Source organism: Curtobacterium sp. NPDC087080, from assembly GCF_044745105.1.
Lineage (GTDB): Bacteria > Actinomycetota > Actinomycetes > Actinomycetales > Microbacteriaceae > Curtobacterium.
This window is the reverse complement of the sequence record NZ_JBIUZP010000004.1, coordinates 328,172-348,752: the sequence shown is the minus strand read 5'-3', so window position 1 is coordinate 348,752 and position 20,581 is coordinate 328,172. Positions and strand designations below refer to the sequence as shown.

The 20,581-nt window shown below is 69.9% G+C and carries 16 protein-coding genes; 2 read left to right on the top strand and 14 right to left on the bottom strand.

Annotated features, from left to right (window positions below; translation table 11 throughout):
* Positions 1-12 precede the first annotated feature (12 nt).
* A complete protein-coding gene (locus ACIPEQ_RS13135) occupies positions 13-2,076 on the top strand; it encodes a serine/threonine-protein kinase (protein WP_402715499.1) in 2,064 nt (687 codons plus the stop codon).
* 202 nt (positions 2,077-2,278) lie between these two features.
* Here ACIPEQ_RS13135 and ACIPEQ_RS13130 read toward each other — a convergent pair whose 3' ends face one another.
* The 3 genes from ACIPEQ_RS13130 to ACIPEQ_RS13120 all read right to left on the bottom strand — a co-directional run bounded on the left by ACIPEQ_RS13130 (position 2,279) and on the right by ACIPEQ_RS13120 (position 10,867).
* Entirely contained in the window at positions 2,279-6,556 is a 4,278-nt protein-coding gene (locus tag ACIPEQ_RS13130) for an FtsK/SpoIIIE domain-containing protein (protein WP_402715498.1), read from the bottom strand.
* Between the two features lie 79 nt (positions 6,557-6,635).
* On the bottom strand, positions 6,636-8,114 hold the full coding sequence (locus ACIPEQ_RS13125) for a hypothetical protein (protein ID WP_402715497.1): 1,479 nt from the start codon (positions 8,112-8,114) through the stop codon (positions 6,636-6,638).
* On the bottom strand, positions 8,111-10,867 hold the full coding sequence (locus tag ACIPEQ_RS13120; protein ID WP_402715496.1) for a hypothetical protein: 2,757 nt from the start codon (positions 10,865-10,867) through the stop codon (positions 8,111-8,113). The genes ACIPEQ_RS13125 and ACIPEQ_RS13120 overlap by 4 nt, the downstream gene beginning before the upstream one ends.
* 275 nt (positions 10,868-11,142) lie before the next feature.
* Between ACIPEQ_RS13120 and ACIPEQ_RS13115 the strand changes: the two genes are divergently transcribed.
* The gene (locus ACIPEQ_RS13115; protein ID WP_402715495.1) at positions 11,143-12,108 is read left to right on the top strand and encodes a hypothetical protein; all 966 of its coding nucleotides are present in this window, start codon (positions 11,143-11,145) and stop codon (positions 12,106-12,108) included.
* A 120-nt stretch (positions 12,109-12,228) separates the two neighbouring features.
* Here ACIPEQ_RS13115 and ACIPEQ_RS13110 read toward each other — a convergent pair whose 3' ends face one another.
* The 11 genes from ACIPEQ_RS13110 to ACIPEQ_RS13060 form a co-directional block, all read right to left on the bottom strand.
* Positions 12,229-13,230, bottom strand: coding sequence for a DUF3592 domain-containing protein (locus ACIPEQ_RS13110; protein WP_402715494.1), 1,002 nt, complete (start codon positions 13,228-13,230; stop codon positions 12,229-12,231).
* 23 nt (positions 13,231-13,253) lie between these two features.
* Positions 13,254-13,919, bottom strand: coding sequence for a hypothetical protein (locus ACIPEQ_RS13105; RefSeq protein ID WP_402715493.1), 666 nt, complete (start codon positions 13,917-13,919; stop codon positions 13,254-13,256).
* Positions 13,920-14,986: 1,067 nt separating this feature from the next.
* Positions 14,987-15,415, bottom strand: a complete 429-nt coding sequence (locus ACIPEQ_RS13100; protein WP_402715492.1) for a hypothetical protein — start codon at positions 15,413-15,415, stop codon at positions 14,987-14,989.
* Positions 15,412-15,696, bottom strand: a complete 285-nt coding sequence (locus ACIPEQ_RS13095; protein WP_402715491.1) for a hypothetical protein — start codon at positions 15,694-15,696, stop codon at positions 15,412-15,414. The genes ACIPEQ_RS13100 and ACIPEQ_RS13095 overlap by 4 nt, the downstream gene beginning before the upstream one ends.
* A gap of 343 nt (positions 15,697-16,039) precedes the next feature.
* A complete protein-coding gene (locus ACIPEQ_RS13090; RefSeq protein ID WP_402715490.1) occupies positions 16,040-16,447 on the bottom strand; it encodes a hypothetical protein in 408 nt (135 codons plus the stop codon).
* Between the two features lie 9 nt (positions 16,448-16,456).
* The gene (locus tag ACIPEQ_RS13085; RefSeq protein ID WP_402715489.1) at positions 16,457-16,858 is read right to left on the bottom strand and encodes a hypothetical protein; all 402 of its coding nucleotides are present in this window, start codon (positions 16,856-16,858) and stop codon (positions 16,457-16,459) included.
* A gap of 971 nt (positions 16,859-17,829) precedes the next feature.
* On the bottom strand, positions 17,830-18,318 hold the full coding sequence (locus ACIPEQ_RS13080; protein WP_402715488.1) for a hypothetical protein: 489 nt from the start codon (positions 18,316-18,318) through the stop codon (positions 17,830-17,832).
* 18 nt (positions 18,319-18,336) lie between these two features.
* Positions 18,337-19,128: a hypothetical protein gene (locus ACIPEQ_RS13075; RefSeq protein ID WP_402715487.1), complete on the bottom strand. Its 792-nt coding sequence runs from the start codon at positions 19,126-19,128 to the stop codon at positions 18,337-18,339.
* Between the two features lie 4 nt (positions 19,129-19,132).
* A complete protein-coding gene (locus ACIPEQ_RS13070; protein WP_402715486.1) occupies positions 19,133-19,330 on the bottom strand; it encodes a hypothetical protein in 198 nt (65 codons plus the stop codon).
* A gap of 181 nt (positions 19,331-19,511) precedes the next feature.
* A complete protein-coding gene (locus ACIPEQ_RS13065; protein WP_402715485.1) occupies positions 19,512-19,937 on the bottom strand; it encodes a hypothetical protein in 426 nt (141 codons plus the stop codon).
* Between the two features lie 204 nt (positions 19,938-20,141).
* Positions 20,142-20,549, bottom strand: a complete 408-nt coding sequence (locus tag ACIPEQ_RS13060; protein WP_402715484.1) for a hypothetical protein — start codon at positions 20,547-20,549, stop codon at positions 20,142-20,144.
* Positions 20,550-20,581: the final 32 nt, after the last annotated feature.

The window sequence follows — 20,581 nt, the reverse complement described above, 5'->3', positions numbered from 1 at the left end:
GTCGGGGGCAACGTGACGGAGCAGGGTCGGGCGCAGTACGGCCGTGGTGAACCGCTCGGTGCGTCGTACCGCTTGGTCGACCTGCTCGGCACGGGTGCGACCGGCGAGGTCTGGCGCGCCGAGCACACGGCGACCGGCGAGCACGTCGCCGCGAAGCTGCTGCGTGCCGAGCTCGCCGCCGACCCGACCGTCGTCGAACGCTTCGTCCGCGAACGCACCGTGCTGCTCGGCCTGCAGCACCCGTCGATCGTCCGGGTGCGCGACCTCGTCGTCGAGGGCGACCGGCTGGCGATCGTCATGGACCTGGTCGGCGGGGGCTCCGCGCGCGACCTGCTCGCCGACGCGGGGACGCTGCCGCCGCGGGACGCCCTGACCATCACCGCCGAGACGCTCGACGCCCTCGCCGTGGCGCACGAGCAGGACGTCACCCACCGGGACGTCAAGCCCGACAACGTGCTGCTCGCCGCCCCGTGGGCCCCCGGCACGACCGGTGACGTGCGGGTGTCGGACTTCGGCATCGCGTCGGTGATGGCCGACCGGCAGCGCACCACGACCGGGCTCCTCGGCACACCGCAGTACATGGCACCGGAGTCGATCAGCCAGGGGCGCTCGGGGCCCGCGGCCGACGTGTACGGCGCCGGGGTGATGCTCTACGAGCTGCTCGCCGGGCGCACGCCCTTCGCCGGGCCGGGCACCGACTTCGCCGTCGCCTACCGCCACGTGACCTCGGACCCGCCGCAGCTCGACGTCCCCGCGTCGCTCTGGTCGGCGGTGTCGACGATGCTCGCGAAGGACCCGGCCGCACGTCCTGCGGCTAACGACGCCGCGGCCACCCTGCGTCGCCTCGCCCGGCAGCTGGCCGACGCCCCCGCCCTGACCCCGACGACGGACCCGGAGTCCTTCGCCGAGGTCGAGCGTCCCGCCACCGTCGTGCGCGGCGTGCGGCCCGGGAGCGGTGCCGCCGGCGGCGCCCCCGCGGACACCCCCGAGCCGGCAGCGGGCGCGGACGACGCCGGCCCCGCACCCGAACTCGGCCAGGCCGGGTCGCAGACGGTCTTCCGGCCGCTCGCACGGCCTCCCGTCGCCGCCGCCCGCGAACCCGAGGCCCCCGCTCGCCGCCGGTGGCAGCGCCCCGACTGGCTGACGAACCGCATGCTCGGGCTCGGCGCCCTCGGTGTGGTGCTCGTCGCGGCGCTCGTCGTCGGCGGGGTCGTCTGGCTCCCGGGCGCCCTGGGCGGGAAGGGCACCCCGAGCGCAGCCCGCACGGCACAGGCTGCGAGCGCTTACCAGCAGGACCGTCCGCTGCCGACCGGGCTCTCGACGACCCGCAAGGCGACCGTCGACCCGCAGGCCGGGACCGTCGCGCTGTCGATCACGTACGCCGCGCAGGCAGCGACGCTCCGCGGACCGCTGCTCGAGGTGGTGCCCGGTGTCGGATCGCGGTCCGAGTGCCCCGCGGTCACGTGGACCGGGGACGGAGCGACCGGGGACGGAGCGACCGGCGGCGACGTCGCCGGCGCCAGGAACCAGCCGTCGCTGACCGGCGTCGACGTCCGCTGCGGGTGGACGCTCTCCGACGTGGTGGTCCCAGCGGGCGAGGACCTGACCGTGCAGGCCACCGTGCGACTGTCGGACGTGCCCGACCAGGCCGGCCTGCAGGAGTGGCTCGACGCCGCCGGGAACGCGACCACGACGGCCGTCTCCGACCAGTCGGTGACCGGGACGTCGTACCCCGTGCAGCGGCTGCAGGGCGTCGAGGTCCGCACGCCTGACCGCACGGTCAGCCAGACCACGCTGCCGGTGACGCTCGTGCCGGTGTGGCCGAGCGGCGCCGACGAACTGAACCCGCTCTACCGCAGCCCCTCGACCGGGAAGCCGTCGGAGATGCTCACCGACGTCGCCGGCGGGGAGTCCGGGGTCCGCTTCGCCGACGGGTGCTCGGGTGCACTGGCCGTCTCGTCGGACGGCCTCGTCGTGACCGCGCTGGCGGTCGCGCCCTCGTGCACGGTCCGGGCGACGGTGGGCAACTTCACGGACCTCGAGAGCTCGCCCTTCGGCATCACCACCCGCGACTGACCGGTCTCAGACCCGCGGCCTCACCCGTGGTGCGTCGTCGACGTTCGTCACTCGTCCTCCTCCGTGGAGCAGAAACCGTCGGGTCACGGTGCGTGAGGCGACGAATCCTGCTCCATCGGAGCGGGTTGCGGCCGGGACCCGCCGGACGGGAGGCGCGTGGCGGCGGTGCACCGCGCCTCCCGTCCGGCGGTGGTCCCGCGGGTCAGGCGCCGGGCGCGGCGGTCTGGACCAGGCGGACGGCGCCGCCCGACGCGGCGTAGCCGCGACCCACCGTCAGCGCGACGGGGGCACGTCGGGGCAGCGTGACCCCGAGCAGTTCGCCGTCGTAGTCGACGTCGGGCTGGAGCAGCACGCCGCAGCGGGACTTCCGGACCGCGCGCGTCCAGTGGCTGTAGAGCGAACGGAGGTCGGCGGACCGGCCGGCGGCGACCACGCACAGGCCCGGTCGCTCGGAGGACAGCAGCGAGGCGATCGCCTGGTCGGCGTCGTCGAAGCGTTCGGCGTCGTCGACGAGCAGCAGGACCGGGCCGCGCTCCAGGCGGAGGCCGGCCAGCAGGGCGGGCACCTCGTCGGCCCCGACGGCGAGGCGGTCGAACACGCCGTCGGCGAGCGGTGACCGGCGGTCGCAGATCGCCCACACGGCCGGACGGACGCCCTCGGCCGACCGTGCCTGGTCGGCCAGGGCGAGGAGCACCGTGGACTTGCCGGAACGCGCCGGGCCGGCGACGAGCACGTGCTCGCCGTCGTAGACCTCGAGCGCCGCGGTGCCGAGGTCGTCCTCGGCGATGCCGACCGGCAGGCGCCACGGCTCGGTGTCGAAGCGTGCCGCGGCACCGAGGTCCTGCACCCGGACCGCATCCGGCAGTCGGCCGACGGCGCTCGTCTTCGGCGCCGCGTCCGGCCACGCTGCGGCGACCTCGGCGACGGCCGCGGCGAGGGGTACCGCCGGTGTCGCGACGTGGCTCTGCAGCTTCGTCGTCGAGTCGATGTACCGACCCGGCACGGGCGGTGGGACGTCCTTCGGACGGACCCCGATCGACGCGTAGTCGTACGGGTCGGCCAGACGGAACATCCACTTCTGGGTGGTGACCTCGTCCATCGCCGACGGCACGGCCTTCGCGCGGGTCGTGGAGACCGCGAACGAGATGCCGAGCGCCGGTCCCTCCGCGTACACGCGGTACAGAGCGTCGAGCAGCTGCTGGCCCTCGAAGTCCTGGTACTCGTCGCGGAGCGCCGCGAGGCCGTCGATGAGCACGACGGCGCGACGCACGCCGGGGCTCGCGCGCCGACGCTCGAGGTCCGCGCGCAGGTGCCGGAGGAAACGGGCCTGCAGCTCACCCGCCCCGGCACCGGACCCGACGTAGGCCGTCGTGTGCGGGAGCTGCGCGAGCGGGGCCAGGTCGCCGGGGCCCATGTCGAGGACGAGGAGGTCGAGGTCGTCCGGGCTCGTCGTCCGCGCGGTACGCAGGGCGAGTGCGGACAGGGCGGTGCTCGTGCCGCTGCCCGGGATGCCCATCAGGACGAGGTTGCCCTCGTCGAGGTCCCAGCCGCCGGCGACCTGACGCTGGTGGTCGGGGTCGTCGGCGAGCGCGACGGGCACGAGACGGCGGCCGCTGCCGCTGGGCGGTTCCGGGACCTCCGCCAGGTCGACCCGGTCTCCCAGTGCCTCGGGCCAGATGGGGCGGGGTGCCGCGTACCCGGCGGCGTCGTTCGCGGCGCGGATCGCCTCGATGAGCACGTCGAGGTCGGTGTCGTCCGACGCGCTCGGCCCGGGTGCGGGCGCCGGTGCCGGGACGCCGAACACGTCCGTCGGACGGACCGAGACCGACTGCTCGACCCGTTCGTCGCGCGCGCGGCCGGTGACCAGGGCGGTCTGCACCGGGGTGATGTCGTCCTGCCCGAGCTTCACGTAGGCGCGACCGGTCTGCTGCCGGCCGATGCCCGCGGCGGCCGGGACGCCGATGACGTTCGTCGAGTCCTCACGGCTCTGCACGCGGAGCGCCACCCGGAGGTTCGTGTTCGCGAGGATGTCCTCGCTCACGACGCCGGCGGGGCGCTGCGTCGCGAGCACCATGTGCACGCCGAGCGTGCGGCCCACGGCGGCGATCGCGACGAGCGAGGTCAGGACGTCCGGGAACTCCTTCGCGAGCATGGCGAACTCGTCGACGACGAAGAGCAGGCGCGGCATCGGCTCGGTCGGCCGCGTCGCGAGGTAGGCGTCGAGGTTGTCGATGTCGGCGCCGGCGGTCGCGAAGACCCGCTGGCGGCGCTCGAGCTCGGCCTCGAGTGCACGGATCGCCCGGTCGGCCAGCTGCTCGTCGAGGTTGCTGATCGTGCCGATGGTGTGCGGCAGTCGTTCGCAGGCAGCGAAGGCGGCGCCGCCCTTGAAGTCGACGAGCAGGAAGTTGAGCCGGGTGGGGTCGTTCCGGGCCGCGAGGCCGGCGACGAACGAGCGGAGGAACTCGCTCTTGCCGGAACCCGTGGTCCCGCCGACCAGGCCGTGGGGGCCGTCGCGCACCAGGTCGATCTCGAGGACGCCGGACTCCGAGGACCCGACCGGGGTCGAGGTGCCCGTGCTGGTCTGCCACAGGGTGCGGATGCCCTCGGCGGTGGTGGTGTCGACGGAGGTGGTGCCGGCGTGGGGTGCGGCGCTCCGCGTGAGCAGGTCGGGCAGGCGGACGAGCGACGGCAGCGATGCGCCGGGAACCGTGAGTTCCGGGTCGTCGAAGTGCGCGACGGCGCGGGCGGCGCGCTCCGCCGTCGCCGGGGTGAGACCGGCGAGCACGACGTCCTCGACGCGCGTGCGGTCCTCGGGGCGGTAGACCGTCGCCGCCGCGTCCGCCCCGACCGTGACGATGGACGTGCAGGCGGCCGGCAGCTGCTGCTCGTTCGTCGCGATGACGATGCCGCTCACCCGCTGTCGACGTTCCCCCGGACGCAGCGAGACACCGGGGACCGTCCGGCCCTGGCCGAGCAGGCTGCGCGCCGGGGCGTCGCGGCCCTCCGTGAGCACGTCGGAGTCCACGACCACGAGCAGGTTCGGGGTGGGCAGCTCGTCGAGCGACTCCTGCAGTCCGCGCAGGACGGCGGCGCTCTGGTCGCGCTGCGCCGACATCCACCGGGCGCCGGTACTGCTGCCCGCGACGCGGGTGTGCGGCAGCCAGGAGGCCCAGGACCAGTCGTCCTGTCGGCCTGTGTCGCAGAACACACCGACCGTCAGATCCGCCGGTCCGCAGTGCACGCTCGCCTGCGCGAGCAGGCTGCGGGCGAGGGCGAGGGCGCCGTCGCGGTCGCCGACGATGCCCACGACGCCGGCGTCCGACAGGTCGGCGACGACCGGCGCCGCCGTGAGGCGGCTGTCCGCGATCGCGGCCTTCGCCTCGTCCTCGAGCTTCGACGACGCCGCACGCTGGTCGACCTCGGGACGCCACGGCGCGTCGCCGGTGCCGGCGTGCAGGCTGAGGAAGTCGTCGTCGTCCGACCGGCGCTGCCAGAGGTCGGTGGTGGGGAGGAGCGCACGGCGGACGACGGTCGCCGGATCGGGCACGAGGTCCTGTCGGCGGGCCGCCTCGACGGCTGCGGCAGCGGTGATCTCGCCCCGGAACGTCTCGACCGCCTCGGTGAAGCGCGTCTCCTCCTCCTTGAGGTTCTTCGCACGGCGGTGCTTCTGCTCGAACCACATGCCGATCGCCGTCACGGGGCTGAGCAGTGCGAACAGTGCGAAGCGGGCGTCCCCGAGGAGGAGCACCATCGCCCCCGCGAGCACGAGCGGCGCCGCGACTGTGATCCAGCTGAACTTCGACGCCGGGGCGACGTCCCGGCGCGTCGGCGGGGACACCGGCTCGGTGTCGGTGATGCGACCGGGCCGCGGCGGCCGGTTGAAGGGTGCGGTGGCGGCCGGGGTGAGGTTCGGGAGCGTCCCCGCCGGCGGCACCGTCGTCTCCGGGAGCTCCGGCCGGAGCAGCAGCACCGCGCCGCCCACGATGACGCTCGTGGTGCCGGTGAGCAGCACGCCCTCGTCGTCGATGCGCTCCCCCGCGATCACGGTGCCGTTCGTGGAACCGGAGTCGCGGACGCGGACGCCGTCGTCCTCGCGTTCCACTGTGCAGTGCTCCCACGAGGCGCTCTCGGTGGGGAGCACGACGTCGGCCTGCGGAGCCCGCCCGACGACGAGCCGACGGCTGCGCGGCACCGGGACGACGAGCCCCGCCTCGAGGCCACCCGCCAGGGTCACGCTCCAGCCGTCGACCGTGCGCGGCGGTTCCTCGGTGGTGCGGGCGACCCGGGACCCCTCGAGGAGCACGAGGTCGCGCAGCGGGGTGTCCGAGCTCGTCCGGTGGCCGTCGACCGCCAGGGGTGTCCCGGGGTCGAGCGGGGTGCCGAGCGACGCCGCGACGAGGTCCCCCAGCGTGGAGGACTCCGCCCACCCGTCGGCCTCGATCGTCTCGCGGCGGTCGTCGAGCTCGATCAGCAGGCGCATGGGCGGTCCTCCCTCGGGGTGGTGCGGGTGGTGCGGCGGTGCGGGTGGTGCGGTGGTGCGGTGGTGCGTCGGGACGGGGTCAGTCGGTCGAGTCGGAGAACCAGACGAGCGCGGGCGTGGCCCCGTCGTCACCGGTCGCGGTGGCGGGACGGAGCCCGAGGTCCTGTGCGGAGGCGGCGAGCACACCGGCACGGTCGCCGAGGGCCTGCCGCGCGCCGAAGTCGAGCGCGGGGCCGGCGAGGCCGTCGTCGGCGCCCAGGTCGAGCCCCGCCAGCGCGTCGGAGACCTTGCTCACGTCCGTGCTCCGGGCCGCCCCGACGGCGGTCACCAGGGCGACGACGGCGTCGTGGCTCCGGGCGTCGGCCACGGTCGCCACCGAGGCGAACGACCGGTCGCCGGTCAGGTTCTTCGCGTCCGCGTCGTCCGCCAGCACCCGTACGCCGCCGAGGAACGCCGACATGGCACGACCCTCGGCGTTCGAGGACAGGGCGCGGGCGTCGTCGGTCTCGACGCCGACGGTGCGGAACGTGCCGCTGAGGCTGCCGCCCGCCTGGGAGAGCGCCGCCGCGAAGGCAGGACTGGTGGCCTCGGGCGTCAGGACGACCGGAGCGGTGACGTTCGCCTCCTGGAGTGCTGCGACGAGGGCACCCTGTCGACCGGCCGGACCGCTGACGACGACGGCGTCGGAGTCCGGGGCCGCCTGCTCGGCACCCTCCTGCGCTGCACCGTCCTGCGTGGCGCCGCCCCGCGTGGTGCCGGCCTGCGCGGCTCCGTCCTGGCCGTCGGTCGTCGCGGCGTCGGTGGAGCCCGCCGCCGCGCCGGTGCGCTGCGCGATCGTCGTGGCGAGTGCGCCGAGGTCGGGTGTGCTCGTCGCATCGAGGACGTGGGCGAACCGCACGCCGGACGGCGCCCCGCCACCCAGGTCCACGAGCAGCGGCGACGCAGCGTCACCGAGCGCGTCCTGCAACGCCGACGCGACGGACTCCGTCGACGGCGCGGTCGACCAGGCGTCGTCACCGCCGGCCGCGTACGGCGCGACGACCGGGATGTCGGCGTCGGCCGCCGCGGTGAAGGCACCACGGACGTGGTCGCCGGACGTCGCCACCACGATGCCCGAGACGCCGTCGGCCGCAAGTGCCTCGACGGCCTTCCGGGCGCCGTCGGCCGACCCGCCGTCGTTCTTCGTCACGAGCTGCACGTCGGTGCCGCCGAGCTCCAGGCGACGCTGCGCCACGAGGGCACCCTGCGCGGCGTCATCCCACTGCGCGCCCTCGCCGTCGCCGAGGGTGACCACGACCCCGATCTTCGTGCCGTCGGGAACGTGGGAGACGCTGATCGGCACCGGGGCCGTCGCGGAGACCGCCTCGGCCGGGGTCGACGCCGAGACGCGCACCGCGAGCACCGCGGTGACGACGGCGGCGACCACGAGGACCGCCACCGCGACGATGATCGCGGTCCGCCGACGCTTCCGGGTCCGGGCAGCATCGGTCGTGGTCGGGTCGTCTGCGCCCTGCTCGTCAGCAGTCGCATCGGTCGGCTGGTCCTGCACGTGGCTCATCGCTCGGCTCCGATCCGGAAGGCGTAGAGCGTCGTCGACGTCGCGCTGGACGGCACGTCGAGACGAAAGGCGGGGAGCTTCGCGGCCCGGTCGAGCGAGGCGCGGAACTGCTCCTGCTGCAGGAGGATGCCGGCGACGTCCTCCGCCCGGACGTTGGCGTAGCCCGAGGCGTTCTGCGACGCGAGGGCGAGCTGGTAGTCAGCGGAGTCGGACTTCGCCGCGCTCGTGGCCATCGCGCCGAGGATGCCGGAGCCGTTGACCTTGCGGTCACCGAGGTCGAGCATCACGCGGTTGAGGTCGCCGGTGAGCAGCGTGCTCGCGCCCTCGACGTCGCGGACCGAGGCGCTGGTGCTCGCGTCGATGCGCTGCAGACTCGCGGCGGTCTGCGCGTCCACCGACGAGGCGAGGCTGCTGCTCTGTTCACGGAGCGCACCCTTCTGCTCGTCGATGGTGCCCTTCGAGTCGCTCGTCACCTCGCCCGAGGTGGTGCGGAGGCCGGCGATCGACTTGTCGAACGCGTCGACGACGGCATCTCGACTCGTTGCGGAGGCTTTGCCGACAATGCGGACCTGCGACCGCAGCGCCTCAGCGAGCGCGTCTGTCGAGCTGTCGGAAGCATCGGCAAACGACTTCTGGACCTGGTCAGCCAGCTCGAGCTGCGTCTTCTGCACGGACTCGAGCTGCTCCGCAACAGTTGTTCGCTGGGACTGGGCTTTCTCGATACCGGAGCGAAGGTCCTCAACCGTCTTGTCGATGTTCGAGCCCCCGGTTGTCGAGGCGGCACGAACCTCCTTGATCGCCGCCTGGAGTTCATCGAGCTGCGATCGAAGGTTTCCCACCGATCCGCCGACCGTTCCTTCTGCTGCCCCTTCGGTCTTCGTACCGTCGGTGACTTCTTGCCAACGGTTTGCCTGGTCATCGAGGCGCGCATCCATCGGTGTGTCGAACCCTGGTCCGGGGCTCAGCTTCGTGTCCGGTGCAGCTCCCGCGCAGGGCTCTGCCGTGAGGTAACCGCGCAGACGCGCTGCATCTTCGTCGGAGATGCGATCCAACGTCGCGAGCAAGCAGAGCTGATCTGCAACTGCTGCGTTCTGACGCTGCATCGAGAAGGGCAACCCGGCTCCGTCGATGAGCGACCGAGCCGAGTCAGCCTGCTCGTGCACGGCTCGCAGGGCAGCTTGCAGTTCGTCGGAACGGGCACTCAAGGCGGTGGAACTCTCGTCCAGAGCGTCCAGCGCGCCCGCGAGCTTCGACGCGTCGGCACCGGCCTGGTAGTCGTCGAGCGCCTTGGAAAGGTTGTCGAGGGTCGTCTTGAGCTCGACGACGCTGCCCGACGCATCCTCGAACTTCTGCCCGCGCAGGACTGTAGCGATGTCGTCGCCGGCCTTCACCAGGCCCACGAGCGACTGGTTGATCGACTTCGAGGAAGCGAAGAGAGAGCACGTCAGCGATTCGACGTTCTCGCCCAGCGCACAACTGGCTTCGTCCGGCTGCTCCGGCCCGACCGCGGCGGCGAGCTGCGCGGTCACCTCCTGCTTGCAGGTCTCACTCGCCTCGGCGTAGCCCTCGAGCTGCGCGGACACGCGCAGCAGGTTCCCGTAGACGCTCGAACCCGCCGTGCCTGTCTGCGGGACCGCGGCACAGCCCTCGCCGTCGAGCACCGGCGCCGGAGCGGCCGCCGAGGTGTCACCGAGCAGCGCATCGAGGCTGCCTGTCGTCTGCTGCAACTGCTGCAGCACCGTCGACTGCGTCGCCTGCACGGTCGAGCCGAGGTCCCCGTTCAGCGAACCGAGCTCGCCCGACAGCGACTGCATCGTGCTCGCGAGCGAAGCACTGCTCTCCTGCAGCCGCTCAGCCGTCCGCACACCGAGGGTCTCGGACGTCGACTCGAGGTTCGTGCGGACCTCGGTGATGGTGCCGCCGGCACGGGCGAGCACCTCGTTCACCTGCGCGATGAGGTCGATCGTCCGGCGTTGCAGCGCGAGCTCGGAGTCCGTCTCGGAGCCGAACGCCCCGTTCATCACGCCGCTGGTCGACAGGTCCGTCGTCAGTCCGGGCTGCGCCGCGACGTCGATCGCGGGCGTCGAGAAGTCGCGGACGTCGGCGACGAGGTGCAGCGTGCTGCTCGCTCCCGACGTCGGCGGCGCCAGCAGCCGGCCCCACTGGACGACCGCGTCGCCGGAGGCGTTCGTGCTCACGACACCGTCGGTGGCGGCGCCGCCGTCGACCGACTCGGTCACGATGCGGTCGGGGGCGACCCCGTCGAGCACGGTCGAAGCGGCGACGCTGAACGGTGCGCCGACCAGCGCCGGGGTCGAACGGGAGGCTCCGGCGACGTCGTAGGTGAGGTCCTGCGACCGGACCGTGAGGTTCTCGACGGTCACGTCGATCTCGACGCGACCGGAGTACCCGTCGAGGTCGGCGAGGTCGGTCCCGGAGCGCTTGTCGGTCGTGTACTGGGTGGTGATCCGGAGCGGCAGGTCTCCGGCCGCGTCCTTCACGTCGTGGTCGACGGTCTTCGACGACGAGCGCTTGCCGGCGACCGAGATCGTCGTGTCCGAGATCGCGTTCACCGCACCGTTCGTGGTGAGCGTCGTGTCCACGGTCTGCAGCACACGTGACGGATCCGTCACCTGGTCCTGGTCGGCGGTGCAGCCGGAGAGCACCAGCGCGAGTGCACCCGTGACGGCCACCACTCCCGCGATGCGGCTCCCCTGCCGAGTCCCGGTCCCCCCGGCGCGCGTCAACATCACGATCGTCCCCCTCAAGAATCGACTGCGTGGTCGATCCTAGCCGCTGAAATACCGTGAGGTTCCGTTCTCCACAGGTCGCCGTCACCCCCGTTCGAGCCACAGGGCGGCGACATACGAACTTGCACGGCCCCGTAGAATTGATACTCTGCACACCGCACCGTGGGGGGATCGCCGAACACGACCTGGTGGTCGGGGATGCATGATCGAGTGGTCGACCGTCCGAACGTGGCGGTCGGCCACTCGGTCCACGGGCCGCAGCACGAGGGGGACGAAACATGTGGATCACGATCACGTCCGTGGGCATCGCGATGGTGGCGGCGTTCGTCATCACGAGATCCGTGACGGCGGCGACCAAGCACAGCGACCGTCGCCGGCGCGAGCGTGGGGAGACGCTGCCGAGCGAGGGCGGCGCGCTCGTCACCGTGCGCCTGCGGACCTTCCAGTGGGTCCTCATCCGCGTCGTCGCCATCGTCTTCGTCGTGCTCGGAGCCCTGCTGTCGCTCGGCGCCGCCACGACGATCTCGACCGGTGTCGAACCCAGCCTCGTCGTCGTGGCGATCGTCCTCCTGCTGGCCGGTATCGGGGGCATCGTGCTGTCCCGTTCGATGCGCCGGACACGGGTGCTCGCCATGGAGGACCACCTGCTGGTCCGTCAGGGCCTCCACCAGGAGCGCCGCGCCGACCTCGGCGAGATCGCTGCGGTGCTGCCGATCGCCAACCAGTACGGCGGCCTGCAGGCACGTGACGTGACCGGCAAGCGACTCTTCTCCGTGATGGGCCTGGCCCGCGGCTACGCGGAGCTCGAGGCGTACCTGCAGGAGCGCGTCGTCCGTCCCCGCGCGACGGCCCAAGCAGCGCTCCGACCGAACGGCGTCCCGATCCCACCCTGGCGCGGGGTCGCCTGTAGCGCCGACTGGACCACCGCCCCGCTCGGTCCCGGCGGTCGCCTGCGTCCGGTGATCCGCCTGTTCGTCGGCGGCGACGTCGTCGCGCTGCACCCCGGAGAGGTCCGCGCGCTCATCGACGGCAGGACAGGGGTCGTCGAATCCGACTCGCAGCCCCTCGCGTTCCTCGCCAGCCCTGCGCTCGTCGCCCCGACGTCGCTCGGGGGTCGACAGCTGGCCGGTCTGCCGCCGGAGAGCCTCGCGCTCCTGTACGACGCGCAGGACGCACCGGCAGTCGTCCTCCGCGACAGCGATGCCGTCACCTTCCGCGCGTGGGTGAGCGGGCTACCGCGCTGACCGTCGGCGGCTGATCCCGCACGACCCGTCCTGGAGGCGCGGTGCCGGTCCGACGGACGGCCCGCTCCGTCGGGCGGTCGCCTCGTGCTGTCGCGTTCTGCTCCGGTGGCGGTCGCGCGCTCACTCGGTCGGGGTGCGTGGCGGGAACGATCCAGCGCGGTGGGCTGACGCGACACCGGCGGCCAGACGGCGAGCGCGCCGTCGAGCGGCGAGCACCTGCCGCCTGGCTCTCGCCCACCGCCGCGTGTGCCTGGTGCGGATCCTCTGGATGATGCCCTCGACCGTCTGCACCGCGAGGAGCGGCGCACCCACGGCCAGCAGCGGCAGCGCGGTGAACGCGTAGTTGCGACCGTCGTCGACGTTCCGCGCGAACATCCCGTGCAGCTCCTCGGACCGGACGCCGGCGGTCGTCGGATCGTCCGGGTCGACCATGATCTGCAGGCGCTGTCCGACCCGGTAGAAGTCTGGATCGCTCGACACCGTGTACTCGTCGAGCGTCGTCTCGTACTCCACGCCCTCGTACCGTTGCCGCGTCACCGGCGTGTACTCGCTGTGCCCTCGCCCCTTGTACCCGGTGACGTGCACACGCTCGACGTGCACGACCTCACCGGTGACGACCACGCCGGTCCGCCGGAGTGCGTCGTCGTAGCGCAGCGCCTCGTCACCCTCGCCGTGCAGGATCGCCCCCAGCGCGGCGGCGCAGAACGCGCCCGTGCACAGCATGAACGGGCCGAGCTCACGCAGCCACTCCCCACCCGCCGTGCGCAGCCCGCGGCCCGTCGTCTCCTTGCGCCGCCTCGCCCCCACGTCCGGGAACAGCACCCTGGCGAGGAGCGCACCGGCCAGCACCGCGGGCAGCCACCCGTACTGCAGCGACCCCCAGTCCGACGTGTGGTCGACGAGGACGACGAGCACGACGAAGCTCCCGAGGAACAGCACCGTCGGTACGAGGCAGCCCGCCGCGCCGACGCGCACGAGCGCCGCACCGTAGCCGAGTCCGACGACGGTGACGACGGCGAACGCCCAGCCCTGGACGCCGAAGTGCCCGAGCTCGATCAGCCCGCTGCTGGCCAGCGCCACCGCCGCGAGGAGCGCGTGGAAGACCCGGCGTGCAGGAGTCACCCCTCCTCAGCCTCCGCCCGGGGTCAGCAGTCGGCGCTGGTGACCGAGAAGTCGATCGTGCGGTCCGTGCCGTCGAAGAGGTACGAGTACCGCATCACGATCGCCTTCGACAGCAGGTCGCGCGACTCCTTCTTCTGACAGACGTTCGACACGACCGACGACTTGAGGTCCGCCGCGGTCAGGCTCGCCGGATCGACCGAGGAGTCGATCGTGTAGGCGTACTCGAGCTGCGCGCCGTCGGCCGTCACGCCGTCCCAGCGGGTCACCTCGTCGAGCTCGAGCGGGAAGGTGTAGTTCTCGTTGACCTGCTTCGCCGCCTCGGTCGCGAGGGCCGACGGCGAGGGCTCGGCGGTGGCGTTGAAGAACGCGCGGACGCCCAGCGACGCACCCACCGCGGCGATGACGGCGACGACCGGGATGAGGATCCGGAGTGCGACGTTCTTCCCCTTCTTCTCCGGGGTCGGCGGCTGCCAGGGGGGAACGCTCCCGCTCGCGCCGGCGTAGGGCTGCTGCTGGTACCCAGGCGCCTGCTGGCCCGGCTGCTGGAAGCCGGGCATCTGCTGCCCGTTCGGCTGGCCGAAGCCGGGCGCCTGCTGGTCCGGCTGCTGGAAGCCGGGCGCCTGCTGCTGGTTCGGCTGCCCGTTGTTCGGCTGCCAGTCGCCGGGCTGCCCGTTGTTCGGCGTCGTCATGATGGTCCTTCGCGGTCAGCACTCGCGCGCCGGACGTCCCCGAAGTTCCGTGCTCCAGCCGACACGCGGCCGATCTCACACGCCCCCTCGAGCGCCGGCGCCCCCTGTGCGCGGTACTCGATGTCAGGCGCCAGCAGGGCCGGCGCCTGCATCCAACGTATCAGGCTGGGTGGCTCCGACCCTGCTCCCGTTCCGGCACGGTCAACTACGTCAGCACCATGGCGATCCCCAGCGTCGAGGCTCCGACGCCTCGCGACGCACCTGTCTGTCTGTCAACCTCGACCCTCTTCGGGCAGTGGTGCCGAATCCGTCACGATCACCGGCGTCCGGAAGAAGTGCAGCACCGAACGCCACCGGTAGGAAGCAGCGCCCACCGCGAACCGGTGACCAGTGCCTCGCTTGAAGCTTGCAGCCAGACGCTCCTTGTTGGCCTCGTCGACGCCCCGGCGCAGCACGAGTGGTCCACAGCCATCCGTGGCGATCTCGACCTGATCGTACGTGGCCCCGATCCCACGTCCTGACGTCGATCCACCCGTAGCGGGAGACGCCGATTCGACAACGCAGGTCACCCAGATGGGGTGCTCCCGGTCGTAGTGCCTGAACAGCTCCCCTGTTACCAGGAGCCCAGCGACTCCGAGGACGATCACCCCGAGCATCCCGAAGACGAATCGGTTCCCTCGCTTCGCCCCCGACGCGCGCCTCACCTGCGCCTTCCTGACCCGTTCTCTTCTCATCCTCGCTCCCATCCCCGACCCTCTGGCACCGCCCCGTGACGAGTCGCCCCCTGACGACCGACAGCCGGCTCGGTGAGAAGTGGCTACGGTTCAGCCTGCTGTGCGACACGCACCCCTCGCTCTCAATTCGTCGTTCCGGCTACTGCACCCCCTCGCGACTGCCCCATTGCTGAGAAGCTCCTTGGTCAGGGGCCACAGCTTCTGCCCGAGCGTTCCACCTGCGGGACCGGCCACTCCGCCGCCAACGTCGCTGCCGGTCCAATCGGCGACTGGAGCGCTGAAACGACTGAGCGATCTCGGCCAAGGAGTAGCCGCCGACTTGGTCAGACGTGATCAACGGACTTGAACTGGTCGCTCCACTGTCACATCCCGACCGATCAGCCGCAGCACGGACCGGATAGCGTAGGACCCTTCCCCGGTCTCGAATCGGTAATTGCCTCCGCTCTTCAACTGCCCAGCGAGCTCCGAAGCGTTGTCAGCTGTCACCCCCTCACGCAGCAAGAGTTCCCCACAGTCACTCGTTGTGATCTCGATCTCATTGAACGACGTACCCAAACCCGTCCTCGTCACGCTCCCTCCTTTGAGCGGCTCTGCCGCATTCACGAAGCAGATGATCTGCACACGATGGGCGGCGTCGATCCGACTCAGCGCGAACGGGCCGACCAGCGCAATCAAAGCGATGACGACGATGAGCGCGAGGGCACGGTAGAAGCGCCCTCCCACCCGTCTTCCTGGTCCCGACTCAGCCTTCGGTTCCTTCACCGGTCCTCCATCTCGCCGCCACAGTCACCCTCCCCCGCGATCCGGATGCTCCTGAGATGAAGTCGTTCCCCGCGACCGCCCGGGCGGATGCGGATCATGCCGTTGATACCGTCTTGAACCAGGTTGCCTCCGCGGTCGCTTTCAAGGTCCATCATCTCGGAAGCAACAGCTCCGGCGCCGCCGATCAGTCCGTCGTGGGTCTCGCCGACGAACGAGCTCCAGCGGTCAACGTTCGAAGCAACGGCGTGAGTGTGCCAGTTGACGAGGCAGTTTGGCGTCAAGGGTATTCTCGATCCTCCGACTAGGCCGCGCTTCTCACGTCCGGTCAGCCGGCGCACGATCGGGGCGGCGCTGAAACCGGTCGAAGTTGCGGCTCCGATCCCGGTCGCAGCGAGATATCCCTTGCATCGCCGCTCCACCCGATCTTCGCTCCTTCATCCGCGGCCCTTGATCCCGCTCCATGAACCGCACTCGAGATCATTGATTGGCCCGCCTGCCCGAGCACGGGAGAGATGCCCGCTCGTGCGAGAACACCAAGGACTGCGTCGCCCTTGGCCGAGGCCGCTCCGCCCTCCAACAGCCGAAGGCCGCGAGGGTATTGAAGCGGTCCCAGCGCGGTCGTAGTCACATTGCCAGCCATCGACGGGCCTCGTCGATTTCGGCCGCCGTCAACACCGCTAGCGGACGTGGGTCTTCGGACTCGACCAGAAGGGCGACCGAGCCTTGCGCCACGTCGATCATCGACTTCATCGCAAAAGACGTGGGAGCTAGATCGATCGGTGATGCAAAGTACAGGAGCGGCTCTTCCGTCAACGACTCAATGACCCGCTTTTGCCCGGCGAGGAGCGCTTCGAGATCCGATCGGAGGAACCGCCCGAAGACACCACCGCACTCGACCTCGACGAACCGCTTCGATCGCCCTAGTCGGGCACCCTCTCTCCCAAGGCTCAGACGTACCTCGGACGTTGACCAGGGCACAACCTCAGCGTCCGGAGAGCCATCATCGCGCTGCAGCGACATCTTGAACATCACGACTCCAGATCACATGCGATCAGTCAGCCGACGCTCTCGCGCCGTCCAGGTCTGATGACGAAGGTGCGATCCCACGCTGGCGGCAGCGAAAGATCCGAACAGATAGGGCGGTACGGAAAAGGCCCATAGCCCGTCGAGCCGCTGGAACACGAACAGCGCCACGAAGATCAGCACCACGACTATCGGCATCCCTATCGTGACCGGGCGGAAGCGCAGGCTCAAACCGCCAACAAGGCATCCGAAGAATGCTCCGATCAGCGCGTACACGAGCACCTGGGAAGCAGCCCTACCAGCAAAGAGGAGAGGGATCAGCGTGCCGACAACGACGAGCACTCCGCAAGCGATCAGCACCCCCTTCGGCTGCCGGACGCCACCACCGTCCGGTCTGGGTCGGCTCGGCTTCTTCGTCACGGTCCACCCAAGCTCTTGAGAGCCTCCCGCATGCCGTCGTTTCCGACACCAAGAGTGGCCCCAACGCCCGCTGAAGTCCAAGTCCTCACTGCATTGGCTCCGTTACTGAACACACTCTTCACGTTACTCGCCGCAGGGCGTCCGAACTGATTCAGAGTCGACGATTGCGTGGGACCTCCCGGTACGAACGTTCCCGACCGAAAGCTCTCAAGATCTCGCCTCGAGCGCGCTATTCAACCTCCGCGCGTCCTCGATGAGGGCAACAAAGCGCTCGGAAACTTCGATGTCTGGAGTACCGTCGTCCCGGACGAAATATTGATCAGAAAGACTCCCCGGCCCCGCTCGAAGGAGCAATGCAACATCCTTGTGAACCTGCATCATCCACGACTCAGGTTCACGAAGTCCTTCAGCATACCTCGTCAGCGCTGCGGCAGCCCGCTCCTCGGGCAGAGCGGCTGCCAAACCCGCGATCCAACCGAGTCGATCGACGAGTGCTTCACGCAGTTCGCCGTCAGAAGATCTCCCACTTATCAACGATGCTCCCATGCTTGTAGGACCTGGGAATGTGCACCTGCGGTGTTCCACCTGCGTACACATGACCATCATCTCCGGTCTGAGGCGCGACCTTACCCTTGTACATCGGTGTACCGCTACGGAAACTTGCCGTGTAACCGTGACTCAGAGGGCTTGGCCCGGTCACATTGCCATCGGCATCCCGCCAGACTGGCAGAATCGCTTTGTCCTCGCGCACCTGGGCGACACTGGTGGGTGCATCTCGAGACCAGAAGCCGCCAGAGTTTTTTCGAGGCCCGTCAGCGCCTGCTCTGCTCAACAACGTGTCGCCGTGCGAATATCCGGAGCGGTAGATGCCGCGAGAGAACGTCGCGGCGGTTTCCTTATCGAGCCACTTCGGCCGGTAAGCCGTTGTGCCGCCAGTCAGCGCGCCAACTGTCGCTTGACTCCCGATTGACTCAGCCAGACCCGCGACCGTGTGAGGACCCGGAGACATCGAATACGCGCCCAAACTCGTCGAACCGGAACGTCGTGGCGGAGAACGCATCGCGCAGGGTCGCGACGCCGGTCGCGACGTCCCGCGCGACCTCCTGCCGCACGCCGGTCGGGTCGACGGTGGCGGCGAGGCCGCCGTTAACGTCGTACTCGCGCCGCCAGGTCGCGCCCGTCGGGTCGGTGACGGCCTGGAGGCGCGACAACCCGTCGTGCGCGAACGTCCAGACCGCGCCACCCGGCAGGGCGAGCGCGGCGACGTTCCCCTGGTCGTCGAACGTCCGCGTGACCCGCCGACCCAGGGGGTCGACGGTCGTCGCCAGCTCGCCGTTCAGGTCATCGGAGCCGATGGCGAGGATGAGTTCGCCTCGGGATCGGCGCCGCAGATGTTCACAGACGGAGCGTCGTCGTCGGCGACTACCGCCGCTCAACGCGGCGAGGCGCGCGAAGCCCATCGCACCGCCCAGAGGGTCTCAGGGCAGCGAGGGCCGGACCGTCAACACGTCTTCCCCGCGCCATATCCCGGCCGAACCGGCGACGGTCCTCCCGCCATGGAACCCCCGAGCGATGGATGACGCTTCATCCGCATCCACGAGCAGACCACGAGCAACCGGTGCGGACACGTCCCCCATCGCGGTCTCGACCGAATCCTGATCGTCGACTTCTGCACTGAACGGAACTTCCCAGAGAGATTCGTCCTTCGTGTCCTCGGTCCGGAACACGAGGATACCGGTTGCAGCGTCCCCACAAAGGTCCAGCTCCCGCGCTCGGTCACGCAGGATGACAAGCGTTCGATCCCGGCCGTCGAGGGCTCGTATCTTGGCCTCGACCTGCGCGAGCGTCGGGTTGCGTTCCTCGAAGCGCTTCCCACGAACCCACCACTGCAGGACCGGTCGCTCCTCCGACCCGCGCGGGGGCAGCTCGCGGTCCCGTGTACGACGCACCAGTGCTCCCAGGATCCAACCCGCCAAGATGGCCATGAACCAGACCCGGATGGACAGCTGCGCGCCGTCGAGCACGAACCGTGTGACGACCGGCCCGAGGAAGAACACCAGAGCTATGCCCGCCATCGCCCAGCCCGACCCGATGTAGGCGAGAACGCCGGCTGCCACCATCCCGACGACGAGGTTGGACAGGACGACCGACAGGCTCACCTGCGTGAGACCGAGAATGAAGGCCACACAGATCGCGACCACGACGAGCACGAGATTGCCTACGAGCGCACCGCCGGTCAGGGGACGGTAGACGCGTACTCTCTTCTTCACCTCATCACCCAAACACATCGCTCACGACATCGTGGGCCGTGTCCGCCCCCGCGCCGACACCGGCACCCATCAACGCTCCGCCACGCAACGCGACCGCATTGCGTCCGCTACCGACGAGGCCGTCCCAGGTCTGCGTCTGCGTGTACGGAACCTTGCGGAGCGTGTCGAAGTTCGTCTGGGTGTACTTGTCGGGAAGGGGCATGTGTGGGCAACCCACCAGACGCTGTGCTCCACAGAACGTCATTCCACGACATGTCCTCACCGGTCACCGAGTGCTCGACGGTGGTACCCGCGGTGCTCGAGACGGCTCCGAACTGCCGATGGGCCCGCCGAGTACCCGCGAACTGCCGAAGGTCCGGTCGAGGAACAGCAGCTGAAGGCGCTCAGCTGCCCCCGACAGGCTCGTAGCCATACACCACGCGAGCGATGCTGACGGCTTCAAGGAAGCCCCGCAACCTCCAGGACCCTCCGCCGATATCAAATTCGTAGCGGCCTCCGCGATCAAGCTCGTTTGCTATCTCAGCGCGGTTGACAGTAGTCACGCCGGCGCCGAGAACAAACTCTCCGCAGTTCGTCTTGATGAAAACCCGGTTCGTGGAACTGCCGATCCCCTTCGACGAACGTGTAGAGCCAACAGCTGACTCTGCACTCGTGACCGTGCAATCAATGGAGATGAGGTGTGACTTGTCATAAGCAACAAGAGCCAACGGCCCTCCGATCAGGAGGGCGAGAGGCCCAAACACGATAAGCGTAAGCACGGCGAACACCTTGACCCGCCTCTGGATCACTCCCCGGCGAGCATCGTTCATCCTTGCACCTCACTCATGCACTCGGGACTCGGCGCCTGCCGCTACGTACTCCGAGCGCCCGGCGCTCTCTGCTCGACCCTCATGTCAGCAGCTCATTTGCCGTCCGAAGAAGAGCACCACCGCAAGTAGTCTCGTACACTTCCATCTCTCAGCTGACTCCCGGCGCTTGAGACAAGCCTGCACGCGGGCACTCAGAAGCTCTCGCTAATTCAAGCGCTGAACCTCGACCGCCTGGTGCAAGGTTCGAAGCAGATCGCGGAAACGGTACGAAGCGGCACCAAACTGCAACTCGTAACGGCGACCATATTGAAACTCCGCTGCAATTTGTGAAGCATTGTTTGCCGACACACCTCTGCGTATGAACAGGACGCCGCAGTCTGAAGAATCAAGGCGCACCTGATTGAACGATGCACCAATACCACGCACAGATCTCGATGATCCGTCACCCGCAGTCGCCGCGATGATACGGCACTCCACCACGAGCGGGTGGGCGGCGTCATATGCCTTCAGCGTCACCGGCGCGACAAAAATCGCGGTGAATATCAGCACCATTCCGATCAGCCATGAGGAGAAAATGATTCTTCTCGACCGCATCGAGCGCTCTTTCCGCATCAACTCTGACTCCTTGCATCGATGACTCTTGC